16 protein-coding genes are annotated in these 15,390 nt (G+C 38.3%); 6 read left to right on the top strand and 10 right to left on the bottom strand.

The genetic code is table 11. The features are described 5' to 3' along the window. Nucleotides 1-9 precede the first annotated feature (9 nt). Together trpB and trpA are read left to right on the top strand one after the other, a co-directional pair. Nucleotides 10-1,206, top strand: coding sequence for a tryptophan synthase subunit beta (gene trpB / locus HMPREF3263_RS00245; RefSeq protein WP_005697557.1), 1,197 nt, complete (start codon nucleotides 10-12; stop codon nucleotides 1,204-1,206). Then, nucleotides 1,206-2,012 carry a tryptophan synthase subunit alpha gene (gene trpA / locus HMPREF3263_RS00240; RefSeq protein WP_005697481.1) on the top strand — a complete coding sequence of 269 codons (807 nt, stop codon included), beginning with the start codon at nucleotides 1,206-1,208 and terminating at the stop codon, nucleotides 2,010-2,012. The genes trpB and trpA overlap by 1 nt, the downstream gene beginning before the upstream one ends. A 49-nt stretch (nucleotides 2,013-2,061) precedes the next feature. Here trpA and HMPREF3263_RS00235 read toward each other — a convergent pair whose 3' ends face one another. The 4 genes from HMPREF3263_RS00235 to rplM form a co-directional block, all read right to left on the bottom strand. Further along, the gene (locus HMPREF3263_RS00235) at nucleotides 2,062-2,508 is read right to left on the bottom strand and encodes a ClpXP protease specificity-enhancing factor (RefSeq protein WP_005697472.1); all 447 of its coding nucleotides are present in this window, start codon (nucleotides 2,506-2,508) and stop codon (nucleotides 2,062-2,064) included. Then, the gene (sspA, locus tag HMPREF3263_RS00230; RefSeq protein ID WP_005696172.1) at nucleotides 2,508-3,146 is read right to left on the bottom strand and encodes a stringent starvation protein SspA; all 639 of its coding nucleotides are present in this window, start codon (nucleotides 3,144-3,146) and stop codon (nucleotides 2,508-2,510) included. Before sspA ends, HMPREF3263_RS00235 begins: the two co-directional genes overlap by 1 nt. Before the next feature lie 230 nt (nucleotides 3,147-3,376). Continuing rightward, a complete protein-coding gene (gene rpsI / locus HMPREF3263_RS00225) occupies nucleotides 3,377-3,769 on the bottom strand; it encodes a 30S ribosomal protein S9 (protein ID WP_005696173.1) in 393 nt (130 codons plus the stop codon). 16 nt (nucleotides 3,770-3,785) lie between these two features. Continuing rightward, nucleotides 3,786-4,214 (bottom strand): 50S ribosomal protein L13, encoded by a 429-nt coding sequence (gene rplM / locus HMPREF3263_RS00220; RefSeq protein ID WP_005628896.1) that lies wholly within the window; start codon nucleotides 4,212-4,214, stop codon nucleotides 3,786-3,788. A gap of 329 nt (nucleotides 4,215-4,543) precedes the next feature. Here rplM and metF point away from each other — a divergent pair, with 329 nt between their 5' ends. Then, on the top strand, nucleotides 4,544-5,434 hold the full coding sequence (gene metF / locus HMPREF3263_RS00215; protein ID WP_005697527.1) for a methylenetetrahydrofolate reductase: 891 nt from the start codon (nucleotides 4,544-4,546) through the stop codon (nucleotides 5,432-5,434). A gap of 41 nt (nucleotides 5,435-5,475) precedes the next feature. Here metF and HMPREF3263_RS00210 read toward each other — a convergent pair whose 3' ends face one another. From HMPREF3263_RS00210 to pheS, 4 genes are all read right to left on the bottom strand, one after another. Continuing rightward, on the bottom strand, nucleotides 5,476-5,961 hold the full coding sequence (locus HMPREF3263_RS00210) for a C40 family peptidase (RefSeq protein ID WP_005696176.1): 486 nt from the start codon (nucleotides 5,959-5,961) through the stop codon (nucleotides 5,476-5,478). Between the two features lie 47 nt (nucleotides 5,962-6,008). Further along, nucleotides 6,009-6,308 (bottom strand): integration host factor subunit alpha, encoded by a 300-nt coding sequence (locus HMPREF3263_RS00205; RefSeq protein ID WP_005697518.1) that lies wholly within the window; start codon nucleotides 6,306-6,308, stop codon nucleotides 6,009-6,011. A gap of 13 nt (nucleotides 6,309-6,321) precedes the next feature. Beyond that, entirely contained in the window at nucleotides 6,322-8,712 is a 2,391-nt protein-coding gene (gene pheT / locus HMPREF3263_RS00200; RefSeq protein WP_005697474.1) for a phenylalanine--tRNA ligase subunit beta, read from the bottom strand. Between the two features lie 75 nt (nucleotides 8,713-8,787). Then, nucleotides 8,788-9,777: a phenylalanine--tRNA ligase subunit alpha gene (gene pheS, locus HMPREF3263_RS00195; protein WP_005697515.1), complete on the bottom strand. Its 990-nt coding sequence runs from the start codon at nucleotides 9,775-9,777 to the stop codon at nucleotides 8,788-8,790. Nucleotides 9,778-9,977: 200 nt separating this feature from the next. On the opposite strand from pheS, the gene HMPREF3263_RS00190 reads away from it, so the two are divergent. Beyond that, the gene (locus tag HMPREF3263_RS00190) at nucleotides 9,978-10,841 is read left to right on the top strand and encodes a fructosamine kinase family protein (protein ID WP_005697503.1); all 864 of its coding nucleotides are present in this window, start codon (nucleotides 9,978-9,980) and stop codon (nucleotides 10,839-10,841) included. Between the two features lie 62 nt (nucleotides 10,842-10,903). Here HMPREF3263_RS00190 and HMPREF3263_RS00185 read toward each other — a convergent pair whose 3' ends face one another. Both HMPREF3263_RS00185 and sohB read right to left on the bottom strand, forming a co-directional pair. After that, entirely contained in the window at nucleotides 10,904-11,761 is an 858-nt protein-coding gene (locus HMPREF3263_RS00185) for an OmpA family protein (protein WP_005697507.1), read from the bottom strand. Nucleotides 11,762-11,962: 201 nt separating this feature from the next. Beyond that, nucleotides 11,963-13,018, bottom strand: coding sequence for a protease SohB (sohB, locus tag HMPREF3263_RS00180; RefSeq protein ID WP_005697501.1), 1,056 nt, complete (start codon nucleotides 13,016-13,018; stop codon nucleotides 11,963-11,965). A 141-nt stretch (nucleotides 13,019-13,159) separates the two neighbouring features. Between sohB and asnS the strand changes: the two genes are divergently transcribed. Beyond that, complete coding sequence (asnS, locus tag HMPREF3263_RS00175; protein ID WP_070852787.1) at nucleotides 13,160-14,563, top strand: asparagine--tRNA ligase; 1,404 nt, start codon at nucleotides 13,160-13,162, stop codon at nucleotides 14,561-14,563. Between the two features lie 127 nt (nucleotides 14,564-14,690). After that, nucleotides 14,691-15,383, top strand: a complete 693-nt coding sequence (gene can / locus HMPREF3263_RS00170) for a carbonate dehydratase (protein ID WP_049366615.1) — start codon at nucleotides 14,691-14,693, stop codon at nucleotides 15,381-15,383. Nucleotides 15,384-15,390: the final 7 nt, after the last annotated feature.

Raw genomic sequence — 15,390 nt, 5'->3', positions numbered from 1 at the left:
GGAAATATTATGTCAGAAACCCTTTTAAATCCTTATTTCGGTGAATTTGGCGGAATGTACGTACCGGAAATTCTCGTACTGGTACTACAACAGCTAGAAAAAGCCTTTGTTGAAGCAAAAGACGATCCTGAATTCCAACGTGAATTTCAAGATTTACTTAAAAATTATGCGGGCAGACCAACTGCACTTACCCTTTGCCGTAATTTGACCAAAGGCACTAAAGCAAAAATTTATTTAAAACGTGAAGATTTACTTCACGGTGGTGCCCATAAAACCAACCAAGTGTTAGGTCAAATTTTATTAGCAAAACGCATGGGTAAAACACGTATTATCGCCGAAACCGGTGCGGGCCAACATGGTGTTGCGACCGCCCTTGCTTGTGCAATGCTAGATATGCCTTGCCGCGTTTATATGGGCGCAAAAGACGTAGAACGTCAATCACCAAACGTATTCCGTATGCGTTTGATGGGGGCAGAGGTAATTCCTGTACAGAAAGGTTCTTGCTCATTAAAAGATGCGTGTTGTGAAGCAATGCGTGATTGGTCAGCCAATTATGAAAACACCCATTATTTATTGGGTACGGCGGCAGGTCCTCATCCATTCCCAACCATTGTGCGTGAATTCCAAAAAATGATTGGTGAAGAAACTAAACGTCAAATTTTAGAAAAAGAAGGGCGCCTACCGGATGCTGTCATTGCTGCAGTCGGTGGTGGTTCGAATGCGATTGGTATGTTTACTGATTTTATTGATGAAAAAGGTGTACGCTTAATTGGTGTGGAACCTGCAGGTCATGGCATTGAAAGTGGTGAACATGGTGCACCATTAGGTCATGCAAAAGTCGGTATTTATTTCGGTATGAAATCACCTTTAATGCAAACTGAAGATGGCCAAGTAGAAGAATCTTACTCTATTTCTGCTGGATTAGACTTCCCTTCTGTAGGGCCTCAACATGCTTATTTACAAAGCATTGGTCGTGCCGAATACCCAAGTATTACAGATGATGAAGCGTTAAACGCTTTCCAAGAATTAGCAAAACATGAAGGGATTATTCCTGCATTGGAAAGTTCACATGCATTAGCACACGCATTAAAAATGATTCATCAAGAACCGAATAAAGAACAAATTTTAGTGGTGAATCTCTCTGGTCGTGGTGATAAAGATATTTTCACCGTTGATAAAGTTTTAAAAGAAAAAGGAATGCAATAATGAGCCGTTTTGAAACTAAATTTGCAGAACTTGCAGCGAAAAAAGAAGGGGCTTTTGTACCTTTCGTCACATTATGCGATCCAACATTTGATCGCTCTTTTGAGATTATTTGCACGTTAGTCGAAAATGGCGCAGATGCGTTGGAATTAGGTTTTCCATTTTCTGATCCACTATTAGACGGTCCCGTTATCCAGGCAGCTAATAACCGTGCACTCAATGCTGGCCATAGCACTGAAGACAGCTTTAAATTACTCGCTAAAGTGCGGTCAAAATATCCAGAAATTCCGATTAGCTTACTCCTTTGTGCGAATTTAATTTTTGCAAAAGGCTTAGATAATTTCTATCAACGTTGTGCAGAAGTCGGTGTAGATGCGGTTTTAGTGGCAGATATTCCACTATTGGCAAAAGAAGACTATATTCAAGCCGCTAAAAAGCATGGCATTCAACCTGTCTTTATTTGCCCACCAAATGCTGATGCCAAAACGGTACAAGGCGTTGCTGAAAATAGCGAAGGTTATACCTATTTAGTTTCTCGTGCAGGTGTAACAAGTGCGGAAAACCAAGCTCACGCTGCGAACTTAGATACACTCGTAGAACAACTTAAAGCCCATAAGGCTCCACCAATTCTACAAGGTTTTGGTATTGCTCAACCTGCTCAAGTGAAAGAAGCGCTTCAACTGGGTGCAGCAGGCGCAATTTCAGGATCCGCGACAGTAAAAATCATTGAGCGAAACTTAGATAATCAGGCTCAATGCTTATCTGAACTTACCGAGTTTGTTCGCAATATGAAAGCAGCAACAAAATAATAAATAAAAAAGTGCGGTTAAAATTAACCGCACTTTTGTTTTTCTTTCATTAATCCACAATTCGTAAATGAGATGCTGATTTCTGTGGTTTCTTTTCAGCTTTAGGCTTATCTACCGCTTCTGCAAAACTTAATGGCTGTTCTGATGTTGGCTCACGATTTAAGTCATCGTAAATATCTTCTGGCTCAAACATCACGCCATCACCATTTTCACGAGCATAAATAGCTAAAGCTGCGCCCATCGGAATATATAACTCACGAGCCACACCTTTGAAACGTGCATTAAACTGAATAAAATCATTCGTTAATTGCAAATTCCCTGTCGCCCCAGCAGAAAGATTTAAGACGATTTGCCCATCTTTCACGTATTCCACAGGTACATTGGTACCATAATAATTGGCATCCACCACCAAATATGGGGTAAAATCGTTATCCACTAGCCAATCATAATAGGCTCTTAGTAAATAAGGGCGTTTGGGAGAAGGTGTATGGGTCATTATTTATCATCCATTAAATTTTTAGGTGCAGCTTCACCTACAGATTGTAAGAATGAATCACGGCTAAATACTCGATCCATATAGCCTTTGATTGCTTTGCTTCCTGTACCGCTGAATTCCACGCCCATATTACGTAGTTTCCATAATAATGGTGCAACATAGCAATCAACCAAGCCAAACTCTTCGCTCATAAAATAAGGGGTTTGTTGGAAGATAACCGATACCGCTAACAATTCTTCTTTTAACTGCTTTAATGCTTCTTCACGTTCAACTTCTGTGCCTTTCTCCGCAATCTCTAATGTTGGGTACCAATCTTGTTCGATACGTAACATTAAAAGGCGGCTTTTTGCACGAGAAACGGGATAAACTGGCATAAGTGGAGGATGTGGAAAACGCTCATCAAGATATTCCATAATAATGCGTGAGCTGAATAATACTAAATCACGATCCACCAATGTTGGTAATGTGCCGTAAGGATTTAATTCCATTAAATCTTCTGATAATGCTTGCAGATCAACTTCTTCGTTTTCGTAAGCGACACCTTTTTCAGCTAAAACAATTTTTACCTGATGGCAGTAAATGTCATTTTTATTTGAAAAAAGAGTCATTACTGAACGTTTACTTGATGCATTGGACATTTATTCCTCCGAAGATCCAAACTAACTTATATACTTCTACTAAAAATGGGCGATTATTTTAACATAACCAGTAGTTAAATTGCTAATAATTTCTTATTTTTACTTTAAAATCAAATAATTACAAACGTATAATAAGAAATCAAAGAACGGCAATTTTTAATTAATTTGTTTTTACAGACATAAAAAAAGCAGAGATTGCTCTCTGCTTTCTTGAAACGATAATAAAAAAATTAACGTTTGGAGTATTGTGGACGACGACGTGCTTTGTGTAAACCAACTTTTTTACGTTCAACGCGACGTGCGTCACGAGTAACGAAGCCAGCTGCACGAAGAGCAGGACGTAAAGTCTCATCATATTCCATTAATGCACGAGTGATACCGTGACGGATTGCACCCGCTTGACCAGAAATACCACCACCTTTAACAGTGATGTATAGGTCTAATTTATCAGTTAATTCCACTAATTCTAACGGTTGACGTACGATCATACGAGCTGTTTCGCGACCGAAATATACGTCTAATTCACGTTGGTTGATAGTGATTTTACCACTGCCCGGTTTGATAAATACACGAGCTGAAGAGCTTTTGCGGCGACCAGTGCCGTAGTTTTGATTCTCTGCCATTTCCTAAACCTCGTGATTAAATGTCTAATACTTGTGGTTGTTGTGCTGCGTGTTGGTGTTCTGCACCCGCATACACTTTTAATTTACGGAACATTGCACGGCCTAATGGACCTTTTGGCAACATACCTTTAACCGCAATTTCAATCACCGCTTCAGGACGGCGAGCGATCATTTCTTTGAAAGTCGCTTGTTTGATACCACCTACATAGCCAGTGTGCCAGTAGTAAAGTTTATCTGTTTCTTTACGACCAGTTACTGCCACTTTGTCTGCGTTGATAACGATGATGTAATCACCAGTATCTACGTGTGGAGTGTACTCAGCCTTGTGTTTACCACGAAGACGGCGTGCTAATTCAGTAGCTAAACGACCTAAAGTTTTACCTGTCGCATCTACCACATACCAGTCACGTTTTACTGTTTCCGGTTTTGCTACAAAAGTTTTCATTAATTAATTACCAAAATATAAGTTTGATACCCAGTGTTCCATATTGATTGAAACACAACCATTAATCTTAATCTCCACCCCTTCGAGTGTGATCTCGATAAAATAATGCACGGTGGGAATCCGTGCATTTACAGGGTCGGCGTATTATACCTATTTTTAGAAAAAATGCTAACTTTTTGTGCAAATAAATTGATTTTCTTTTAAAATACAACGCACAACAAACAATCATTAATTTCATTCATTATTTTGATGAAATCATTGAAATTGACGCATATTACTTCTTATCTTATGATAAGCGCATTCTAATAAAAAATGTAAGAAGGCATGCTATGAGCTACGCAAACGAAATTAACACATTAAATCAACATCTTGCTGATACTAACAAAAAAATTAATGTCTCCTTTGAGTTCTTTCCTCCTAAAAATGAAAAAATGGAAAGCATGCTTTGGGATTCTATCCACCGCTTAAAAGTATTAAATCCTAAATTTGTTTCCGTCACTTATGGCGCAAACTCTGGCGAACGTGATCGTACGCATAGCATCGTGAAAGCCATTAAAGCAGAAACAGGCATAGAAGCTGCACCACATTTAACAGGTATTGATGCCACACCTGAAGAATTAAAAGAAATTGCAAAAGATTATTGGGATAGCGGTATTCGTCGCATTGTGGCATTACGCGGTGATGAGCCAAAAGGCTATGCGAAAAAACCTTTCTATGCGGCTGATTTAGTTGAACTGCTCCGCTCCGTAGCTGATTTTGATATCTCGGTTGCAGCATACCCTGAGGTTCATCCTGAAGCAAAATCAGCACAAGCCGATTTAATCAATTTGAAACGTAAAATTGACGCAGGTGCTAATCATGTCATTACTCAATTCTTCTTTGATATTGATAGTTATCTTCGCTTCCGTGACCGCTGTGCATCCATTGGTATTGAGGCTGAAATTGTTCCGGGTATTCTACCTGTCACTAACTTCAAACAACTTCAAAAAATGGCATCATTTACGAATGTAAAAATTCCAGCATGGTTGGCTAAAGCATATGAAGGATTAGATGATGATCCAACTACTCGTAATCTTGTCGCGGCGAGTGTGGCAATGGATATGGTAAAAATCCTTTCTCGTGAAGGCGTGAATGACTTCCACTTCTACACATTAAATCGTAGTGAACTCACTTATGCGATTTGCCACACATTAGGCATTCGCCCTACAACAAATCCATAAAGAAAAAGTGCGGTTAAAATTAACCGCACTTTTTTATTTCACTATACTCGTCTAACTTGCCAAAAAGCTTTCTTCCAATATGGACTGTTCATCGAAGAATAAATCACGCCACCTTTGGTTGAAGCATGTAAAAATTTATCTTCTTTCACATAAATCCCAACATGATAGCCATTTGGTCCGCGTCCGGTTTTAAAGAAAATTAGATCGCCTGTTTGGATATCTTCTTTACGAACAAGTTTTCCGTAACCCGCTTGATCTTTCGTTGTTCGAGGAAGGTTGATATTAAAACGATCAATAAAGGTCTTTTGCACAAAACCAGAACAATCAATACCACCACGAGACTGCCCACCTAAAACATATGGAGTCCCCGCCCATTCATATTGTTGTTCACTTAACATGGCAATGGCTATAATCGGATCACCAATCTGACCTTTATAGTTCATGGCATACTCTTCACGAACACCACTTGAACAAGCAAAAAGTAAAAAACTTCCTGCGACTAAAAAAGCACATTTAATCTTATTCATGTTCAATCCTGACAAAAGTGCGGTCAAAAACGACCGCACTTTTCTTATTATTGTTTTGGCTTGGTGTTTTCCACACGAGCACGTAATTTTTGCCCTGGCTTGAATGCCACTACACGGCGAGCAGAAACAGGAATACTTTCACCTGTTTTTGGATTACGCCCTGGACGGGAAGCTTTATTACGAAGTTCAAAATTACCAAAACCGGATAATTTCACTTCGCCACCAGATTCTAACGATAAACGAATTTCCTCAAAAAAGTCTTCCACTAATGCCTTAGCTTCAGCTTTTTGTAATTGATACTTATCTAATAAGTATTCAGTAATATCAATTTTTGTAATCGTTGCCATGTTAGTCTCCTGTTTAGTCTCTAAGCTCTGCATTAAAGCGTTGTTTAACTTCGTTTAATACAGCAGAGATTACCGCATTAATCTCATCATCTTCAAGCGTTTTTTCATTATCTTGAATGGTTAAACTGATTGCTAAGCTCTTATGTCCGCTAGCAACGCCAATGCCTTGATATACATCGAATAAATTGACTTGTGTTAATTTTTCTCCGCCGGCTTGCTTACATGCTTCGATAATATCGCCTGCTGGCACACTATCGGCAACGACTAAAGCTAAGTCACGACGGTTCGCTGGGAATTTTGAAATCTCTTTGGCTTGAACCACACGACGATTTGCAATGGCATCCCATAAAATTTCAAAAACAACCGCTTTGCCATTTAATCCTAGTTTTTGAGCAATAAGTGGATGAATAGTTCCAATAAAACCAATTTCTTTTCCATCTAATTCAATTGCTGCAGATTGACCTGGGTGTAAGGCACTGTATGCTTTTGCCATGAATCTAACTCGATTACCCACTTCGGTGAGAGAAAGAATACTTTCTAAATCACCTTTAAGGTCAAAGAAATCAACCGTTTCTGCTTTACCTGTCCAACATTCTGATTTTGCTGTACCGGTAATCACACCTGCAAGCACAAATTCTTGGCGTACACCAAATTCTGCATTGGCATCAGGAATAAAACGTAATCCCGTTTCAAATAAACGCACGCGATTTTGTTGGCGATTTTGGTTGTATAGCACCGCACCGAGTAATCCACTTAATAACGAAACGCGCATTGCTGACATTTCAACTGAAATTGGATTTGGCAATACAAGCGCTTCAATTTCTGGATGAAGTAAAGTCTGTACTTTTGGATCAACGAAGCTATAAGTAATCGCTTCTTGATAATCTGCATCAACAAGTGCGGTCTTAATTCGGCTCAATTCTAAATCGGCTTCTTTATGCTCACGCATACGAAGATGCGCTAATGGTGCGTTATTTGGAATGCTGTTATAGCCATAAATACGTGCCATTTCTTCAATTAAATCTTCTTCGATTTCAATATCAAAACGCCAGCTTGCTGAAGTCACGGTCCAAACATCATTAGCATATTTCACCGCAAAACCTAAACGCTCAAAAATCTCGTTCACGGTTTCAGTTTCGATATGATGACCTAATAAGCTATCTAATTTTTCACGACGTAAAGTGACTTCATTGACTTTTGGTAAATATTGCTCGCTCACCACTTCACAAATTTCGCCTGCTTCACCACCGCAAATGTCAAGTAGCAATGCTGTTGCACGTTCCATTGCGTGACGTTGTAGCGTAAAATCAACACCACGTTCAAAACGATGTGAAGAATCGGTGTGTAAACCGTATTGTCTTGCACGTCCCGCAATCGCTAGTGGTGCAAAGAATGCGGCTTCTAGAATTACATCTTTTGTTGTTTCAGCATCAACACCGCTTGCTTGGCCACCAAAGATACCCGCCATTGCTAGTGGACCGGTTTGGTCTGCAATCACTAAAGTATTCGGTTGTAATTTTGCCGTTGTACCATCTAATAGAACAAGTTCTTCGCCGTTATTGGCTAAACGTACTTGAACAGGTTGAGTCACTTTTGATGCATCAAAAGCATGCATTGGTTGACCTAATTCAAGTAAAACATAGTTGGTAATGTCCACAATAGGATCGATAGAACGAATACCACAACGACGTAATTTTTCTTGCAACCAAATTGGTGATGGCGCTTTAACATTCACATTTTTCACCACGCGTAATAAATAACGTGGGCATGCTTCTGGCGCTTTTAATTCAATTTGAACTTTATCTGAAATTGTTGCAGGCACAGCATCAAAGTGCGGTTGATTAACAACTTGTTTATTAATCACGCCAACTTCACGCGCAATACCTGCAATGCTTAAACAATCTGCACGGTTTGGCGTTAAGCTAATTTCAATGGCTTTATCATCTAAATCTAAATATTCACGTAGATTTTTGCCTACTGGTGCATCTAACGGTAGCTCAATAATACCATCTGCATCCACATCAATGCCTAATTCAGAGAATGAGCAAAGCATCCCTTCTGAAGGTTGACCGCGTAATTTAGTTTTTTTAATTTTAAAATCACCAGGTAATACAGCACCTTCAGTTGCACATGCCACTTTTAAACCTTGACGGCAATTTGGTGCACCACAAACGATATCTAATAAACGGTCGCCACCAACATTTACTTTAGTGACTCGTAATTTGTCTGCATCTGGGTGTTGTGCACATTCAACAACTTCACCTACAACCACACCGGTAAAGTCGCCAGCTACTTTTTCAACGCCGTCAACTTCTAAACCAAGCATAGTGATTTGATCACATAACTGCTCTGTTGAAATTGATGGATTAACCCATTCTCTCACCCAATTTTCGCTAAATTTCATTATCTCTATATCCTTTATTGATGAACGTGTTACGTTCTAAATTAATCATTATCGTCAATTTAACCCAGCGGTTAATTACTTAAATTGTTTTAAAAAACGTAAGTCGTTTTCAAAGAATGAACGTAAATCTGTGACGTTGTAGCGTAACATGGTTAAACGCTCAACCCCCATACCTACTGCGAAGCCAGAATATTCATTTGGATCAATACCTACGTTACGTAACACATTAGGATGCACCATACCACAACCTAATACTTCTAACCATTTACCGTTTTTGCCCATTACATCTACTTCTGCAGAAGGTTCGGTGAATGGGAAATAAGAAGGACGGAAGCGAACTTGTAAATCTTCTTCAAAAAATGCACGTAAGAAATCGTGTAATAAACCTTTTAACTCGGTGAAGTTTGCTTTTTTATCTACATAAAGCAATTCAATTTGATGGAACATTGGTGTATGTGTTTGATCGTAGTCGTTACGATATACACGACCTGGCGCCATAATACGAATAGGCGGCTGCATTTTTTCCATGGTACGAATTTGCACACCGGAGGTTTGTGTACGAAGTAATAATTCAGGATTAAACCAGAATGTATCGTGATCAGCACGTGCTGGGTGATGTTTAGGGATATTTAATGCATCGAAATTGTAATAATCACTTTCAATTTCGGGACCAGTTTCCACAGAAAAACCTAACTCTGAAAAGAATTTTGTTACGCGATTGATGGTAATGGTAACGGGGTGTAAACCACCCGCTTCTGTTTTACGACCAGGAAGGCTCACATCAATACGTTCTTTTTCTAATTTCGCATTGAGTTCAGCTTGCTCCCATTCTGCTTTTTTAGCATTTAAAAAATCTAACGCAGCTTGTTTTGCCTCATTGATTTTAGCGCCCATTGCTGGACGCTCTTCTGCAGCAACATTACGCAATTCCTGCATAAGTTGGGTGAAATGCCCTTTTTTACCAAAATATTCCACACGAATTTCATCTAATGTGGCTAAACTTTTATTTTCGATTTGTTCAATCGCTGATTTTGCTTTCTCAACAAGATCTTTCAGATGTTGCATAGTTTCCCCTGATTATCTTTTCTAACTAAAAATACGCTTAATGATAATACTAACTCATTAAAAAATCACGCGTTTATTAGTGAATTGATGTTTCAGGTGAAAAATGACAAAGATTTTTGCTATTTTTTGAGATATATCACAGTAATTTTTAACATTTTGGATAGAATGAAGAAGAATCGAGCATGTCTAGGAGGCGTATTATGTGGAAATCAATTTCTCAAGTCTTAGCTGATCAATTTGGTGCTTACTATAACATCAAAGAAAAAAACAAAGTACCTGGTGGCGAAGTAAATGAAACTTGGCTTATTACGGATGGAATCCAACCTGTCTTTGTTAAAGTAAATGAACGATCTTATCGTTCAATGTTTCGTGCTGAGGCTGATCAATTAAACCTACTGGGCAAAACCAATACTATCAGACTTCCACAAGTGTATGGCGTAGGCTGTTCCCAAAACCATAGTTTCTTATTATTAGAAGCGCTTCCTATTACTCAACAAACCAATGCAACGCCACATTTTGCTGAAGAATTAGCAAAACTCCATCAAGTATCTGGCACTAAAAACTATGGCTTAGACTTTGATACTTGGCTTGGTCCTGAGTATCAACCGAATAAATGGAATGGAAGTTGGGCAAAATTTTTTGCAGAACAACGTATTGGATGGCAATTACAACTTTGTAAAGATAAAGGTTTAGACTTTGGCGACATTGATTTAATTATTGAAAAGGTTAAACACAAACTTTCAAAACATAATCCTAAACCTTCTTTGTTACATGGTAACTTATGGGTTGAGAATACCGCTATCGTAGGTAATCAAACCTTTACTTATGATCCTGCATGCTACTGGGGGGATAGAGAATGTGATTTAGCATTCAGTGAGCTTTTCCAACCTTTCTCAGCTGAATTCTATGAACTTTATGAGTGCACTTTTCCACTTGATAAAGAAGGTTTTGAAGAAAGAAAACATCTTTACCAACTTTATTATCTATTAAATTTTAGCCATCGCTTCAATGGAAGTTATATCAACTTAACCACTAAGCTAATTGAAGAACTTTTACTTGAATAATTTCTTAAAAATCAAAAATAAAAAAGAGCGTAATCATATTACGCTCTTTTTAGGTTTATACATTATTTTTGATAAAGAACTGCTGGACCTTGAGTACCACCATTAGCCTGGCTACCTTCTTGCAATTTTAAAACTGAACCAGAAGCATTTATTTCTACACGGCGATTAGGTCGTAAACAATCTTTTTCTGCTTTACTTCCATGTTTATAGCCGTCACAAGCTTTAACTTGTGGATTTTTACCATAACCAATAGCTGTGATTTCTGATGTCACCCCATCTTGAAGCAAACGAGCTTTAACACGGTTTGCACGACGTTGAGACAAATCTAAGTTATAAGCGTCAGAACCTAAACGGTCGGTATAACCTGCGACTTTTACATCTTTAGCGCCTGTTTCTTTTAATTGCGCAGCCACACTGTCAACAACTTCTTTACCACGTGCTGTTAGCGTATCTTTATCGAAATCAAATAAGAAATCACCGCTTAACGCAAATGATGAATTCCCATTACAGCCATTTGGATACCAGAAGAAACTTTGAGCATTATGGTTTTTGTCAAATAATACTTTGTATTGACAGATTTTGTGAACACCATTCTCACGATAGTTGAACACATAATCCCATTCTTCAACACCAAATAAACCTTCAGAGAAGTGCGGACGACCAATTAGATTATATAATTGGTCTTTATTCATTCCACGCTCAATCATTCGTACATTATCCCAATTTGGCCATGAACCAAACTGGCTACCATCGTGATTAAAGCCTGCCTTATCAACTTTTGGCCATACCAATTGTGGCACTTGCTGACCATCTACTTCTTTATATTCTGGTGTACCAGCTTCGGTAACTTTACTTAAGTTACCACATGCAGAAACTGTTGCCACAGCAACTGCAGATAATAAAATACGAGATAATTTCATTTTGTTACCTTTTGTTAAGACGTTGTTATACAAAAACAACACAACTAAACCTTATCAATTTCCAAATAAAACTATAAAAGCTTCGCGACGTATGGTAGTCATAAATGACTTAATTGTAAATAAAAAAAACATAAAAATTGTTGTTTTTACGGAACTTTTTTGTAAATTAATGTAAAGAGTTGTTCTATATACAAATTTCCCCTACTGCACAAAATCTTGTGTATTTTTTGCTAAATATCGATGAATAATTCCCTCAATACTCTCTTCAGCTTGTTTACCTATTTTTTGTAAAAGTGGCTTTTTCACTTTATATTTCACAGAGATAACCGATTTATCTTTCATTTTTTCGAGAATAATATCATCACTGGTTGCTAACTCATCGACTAGCTTAAGCTCTAGAGCTTGCTGACCAAACCAATGCTCACCAGTTGCAACTTTATCCACATCTAAATGCGGTCGATTTTGAGCCACAAATTGTTTAAATAATTGATGTGTTTCTTCAAGTTCTGCTTGGAATTTTTGTTTTCCTTTTTCAGTATTTTCACCTAATACTGTGACCGTGCGCTTAAATTCTCCTGCTGTCATCACATCAACATCGACATCATGTTTTTTTAACAAACGATGAATATTGGGAATTTGTGCAACCACACCAATAGAACCTATTATCGCAAAAGGCGCAGAAACAATTCTATCTGCCACACAAGCCATCATATACCCACCACTTGCAGCAACCTTATCGACTGCAACAGTTGATTTAATCCCTTTTTGTTTTAAACGAGCTAACTGCGAGGCCGCCAGACCATAACCATGAACAACACCACCAGGGCTTTCTAAACGTAGTAAGACCTCATCATCGGCTTTTGCTACATTAATAATCGCCGAAATTTCCTCTCGAAGTGCGGTCGTTTCGGATGCAGAAATATCACCTTTAAAATCGAGCACATAAACACAAGGTTTAGGCGTTTCTTTCTCACCATTTTTTAACTTCTCTTTTAACGCCTTTGCCTCTTGCTTTTTCGCTTTCTTCTCCGCTTTTTCTGCTTGTTTAAGTTCTTCTTCTGAAATCTGGAAATCGCGTAAATGCTTTACCGTTTCCTTAAATTCTTCTGAGAGATCTGTCACGACCAATTCACCATGATGTGTTGCATTACGCTGTTTTGCTGAAATAATCATTGCAACAATAGCCGCAATCACAAGTAAAATCGTTAAAATCTCCAAAATAAAAATGCCATAACCGGTCAAAATATCAGACCACATAGTTTCCTCCTAAAATAAAGTGAAGGCGTTATTTTACTGTGCAAGCCCGATTTACACTAACTTTTTATGGAAAATTTTGCGATTTAAGGTAAACTAACGCAGTTTTATTGCCTAATTTATAATGAATTACTGAGGTTTAATATGTCTAAAGTTACATCCGTTGTCGATGTGTTACAAGGTAAAGTCGCTATTGGCGAAAAAGTTACCGTACGTGGCTGGGTTCGTACCCGTCGTGATTCTAAAGCTGGTCTTTCTTTCCTTGCAGTTTATGACGGCTCTTGCTTTGACCCTATTCAAGCAATTGTTAATAACGATATTGAAAATTATGAGAGTGAAGTCTTACGCTTAACAACGGGTTGTTCTGTTATCGTAACCGGTATCATTGTTGAGTCACCTGCTGAAGGTCAAACTGTTGAACTTCAAGCTGAAAAAGTAGAAGTGACAGGGTTTGTAGAAGATCCTGATACTTATCCAATGGCAGCAAAACGTCACTCAATTGAATACTTACGTGAAGTAGCTCACTTACGTCCTCGTACCAATATTATCGGTGCCGTGGCGCGTGTTCGTCACTGCTTAGCACAAGCTATTCATCGTTTCTTCCATGAACAAGGCTTCTATTGGGTTGCTACTCCATTAATTACGGCATCTGATACTGAAGGTGCGGGCGAAATGTTCCGTGTTTCAACACTTGATTTAGAAAATCTTCCTCGTGGTGAAGATGGTAAAGTCGATTTCAGCCAAGACTTCTTCGGGAAAGAATCATTTTTAACGGTTTCTGGCCAATTAAACGGTGAGACTTACGCGTGTGCATTAAGCAAAATCTATACTTTCGGTCCAACATTTCGTGCTGAAAATTCAAATACAACTCGTCACCTTGCAGAATTCTGGATGGTTGAACCTGAAGTTGCATTTGCAACACTTGCTGATAATGCGAAATTAGCAGAAGACATGTTGAAATACGTTTTCCGCGCCGTGCTTGCTGAACGTAAAGATGACTTGAAATTCTTTGAAAAACATGTAGATAAAGATGTTATTACTCGTTTAGAAAACTTTGTAAACTCTGATTTTGCTCAAATCGACTATACCGATGCGATCGACGTGTTATTAAAATCAGGTAAGAAATTCGAATTCCCTGTTTCTTGGGGGATCGATTTGTCTTCTGAACATGAACGTTTCTTAGCAGAAGAATATTTCAAATCACCTGTTGTCGTGAAAAACTATCCGAAAGATATCAAAGCCTTCTATATGCGTTTAAATGACGATGGTAAAACCGTTGCGGCAATGGATGTTCTCGCCCCAGGAATTGGTGAAATCATCGGTGGTTCTCAACGTGAAGAACGTTTAGAAATTTTAGATAAACGTATGGAAGAAATGGGCTTAAACCCTGAAGATTACTGGTGGTATCGTGATCTTCGTAAATATGGTACTGTACCACATTCAGGCTTTGGTCTTGGTTTTGAACGCTTAATTGTTTATGTAACAGGCGTACAAAATATTCGCGATGTGATTCCATTCCCTCGCGCACCAAGAAATGCAAATTTCTAAATATATTGTTTAAATTGACCGCACTTTCTTTAAAGTGCGGTTATCATTTTAGGCGATAATTTTATCCCCTATTTCATTTATTGTGCTTAAAACAAGCTTTTAGCACATCGTATTGAGGAAAGTAAAAATGGACAAAATTAAACAACTCTTTGCTAATAACTACAGTTGGGCGCAAAGAATGAAGGAAGAAAATTCCACTTATTTTAAAGAACTTGCCGATCACCAAACACCTCATTACCTCTGGATTGGCTGCTCTGATAGCCGTGTTCCAGCTGAAAAATTAACAAATCTTGAACCAGGCGAGTTATTTGTACATCGTAATGTAGCCAATCAAGTTATTCATACAGATTTTAACTGCCTTTCAGTTGTGCAATATGCCGTTGATGTACTCAAAATTGAACATATTATTATTTGCGGCCACACCAATTGTGGTGGTATCAAAGCAGCGATGCAAGATCACGATCTTGGATTGATCAATAACTGGTTACTCCATATTCGTGATATTTGGTTTAAACACGGGCACCTATTAGGCAATCTTTCAGCCGAAAAACGCTCAGATATGCTCACTAAATTAAATGTTGCGGAACAAGTTTATAACCTAGGACGTACATCTATTGTAAAAAGTGCTTGGGAACGTGGACAAAAACTCTCCCTACATGGCTGGGTATATGATGTAAATGATGGATTCTTAGTAGATCAAGGTGTTATTGCAACCAGTCGGGAAACTCTTGAAATCTCTTACCGTAATGCGATTGCTCGCCTATCTAGCCTCGCGGAAGAAGATATCCTGAAAAAAGAACTTCCAGAAAACGAAGAATAAAAAAAAA

Source organism: Haemophilus sp. HMSC61B11, from assembly GCF_001838615.1.
In the GTDB taxonomy this organism is placed as follows: domain Bacteria; phylum Pseudomonadota; class Gammaproteobacteria; order Enterobacterales; family Pasteurellaceae; genus Haemophilus_D; species Haemophilus_D parainfluenzae_AD.
Note: the sequence above shows the minus strand (reverse complement) of the source record. Positions and strands in the feature narration are given on the sequence as shown.

Coding starts and splice junctions, on each gene's coding strand:
- trpA (WP_005697481.1), top strand. CDS start 1,206: ATGAGCCGTTTTGAAACTAAATTTGCAGAACTTGCAGCGAAAAAAGAA.
- pheS (WP_005697515.1), bottom strand. CDS start 9,777: ATGCAACATCTGAAAGATCTTGTTGAGAAAGCAAAATCAGCGATTGAA.
- rplM (WP_005628896.1), bottom strand. CDS start 4,214: ATGAAAACTTTTGTAGCAAAACCGGAAACAGTAAAACGTGACTGGTAT.
- rpsI (WP_005696173.1), bottom strand. CDS start 3,769: ATGGCAGAGAATCAAAACTACGGCACTGGTCGCCGCAAAAGCTCTTCA.
- asnS (WP_070852787.1), top strand. CDS start 13,160: ATGTCTAAAGTTACATCCGTTGTCGATGTGTTACAAGGTAAAGTCGCT.
- sspA (WP_005696172.1), bottom strand. CDS start 3,146: ATGTCCAATGCATCAAGTAAACGTTCAGTAATGACTCTTTTTTCAAAT.
- HMPREF3263_RS00205 (WP_005697518.1), bottom strand. CDS start 6,308: ATGGCAACGATTACAAAAATTGATATTACTGAATACTTATTAGATAAG.
- metF (WP_005697527.1), top strand. CDS start 4,544: ATGAGCTACGCAAACGAAATTAACACATTAAATCAACATCTTGCTGAT.
- trpB (WP_005697557.1), top strand. CDS start 10: ATGTCAGAAACCCTTTTAAATCCTTATTTCGGTGAATTTGGCGGAATG.
- sohB (WP_005697501.1), bottom strand. CDS start 13,018: ATGTGGTCTGATATTTTGACCGGTTATGGCATTTTTATTTTGGAGATT.
- can (WP_049366615.1), top strand. CDS start 14,691: ATGGACAAAATTAAACAACTCTTTGCTAATAACTACAGTTGGGCGCAA.
- HMPREF3263_RS00185 (WP_005697507.1), bottom strand. CDS start 11,761: ATGAAATTATCTCGTATTTTATTATCTGCAGTTGCTGTGGCAACAGTT.
- HMPREF3263_RS00235 (WP_005697472.1), bottom strand. CDS start 2,508: ATGACCCATACACCTTCTCCCAAACGCCCTTATTTACTAAGAGCCTAT.
- HMPREF3263_RS00210 (WP_005696176.1), bottom strand. CDS start 5,961: ATGAATAAGATTAAATGTGCTTTTTTAGTCGCAGGAAGTTTTTTACTT.
- pheT (WP_005697474.1), bottom strand. CDS start 8,712: ATGAAATTTAGCGAAAATTGGGTGAGAGAATGGGTTAATCCATCAATT.
- HMPREF3263_RS00190 (WP_005697503.1), top strand. CDS start 9,978: ATGTGGAAATCAATTTCTCAAGTCTTAGCTGATCAATTTGGTGCTTAC.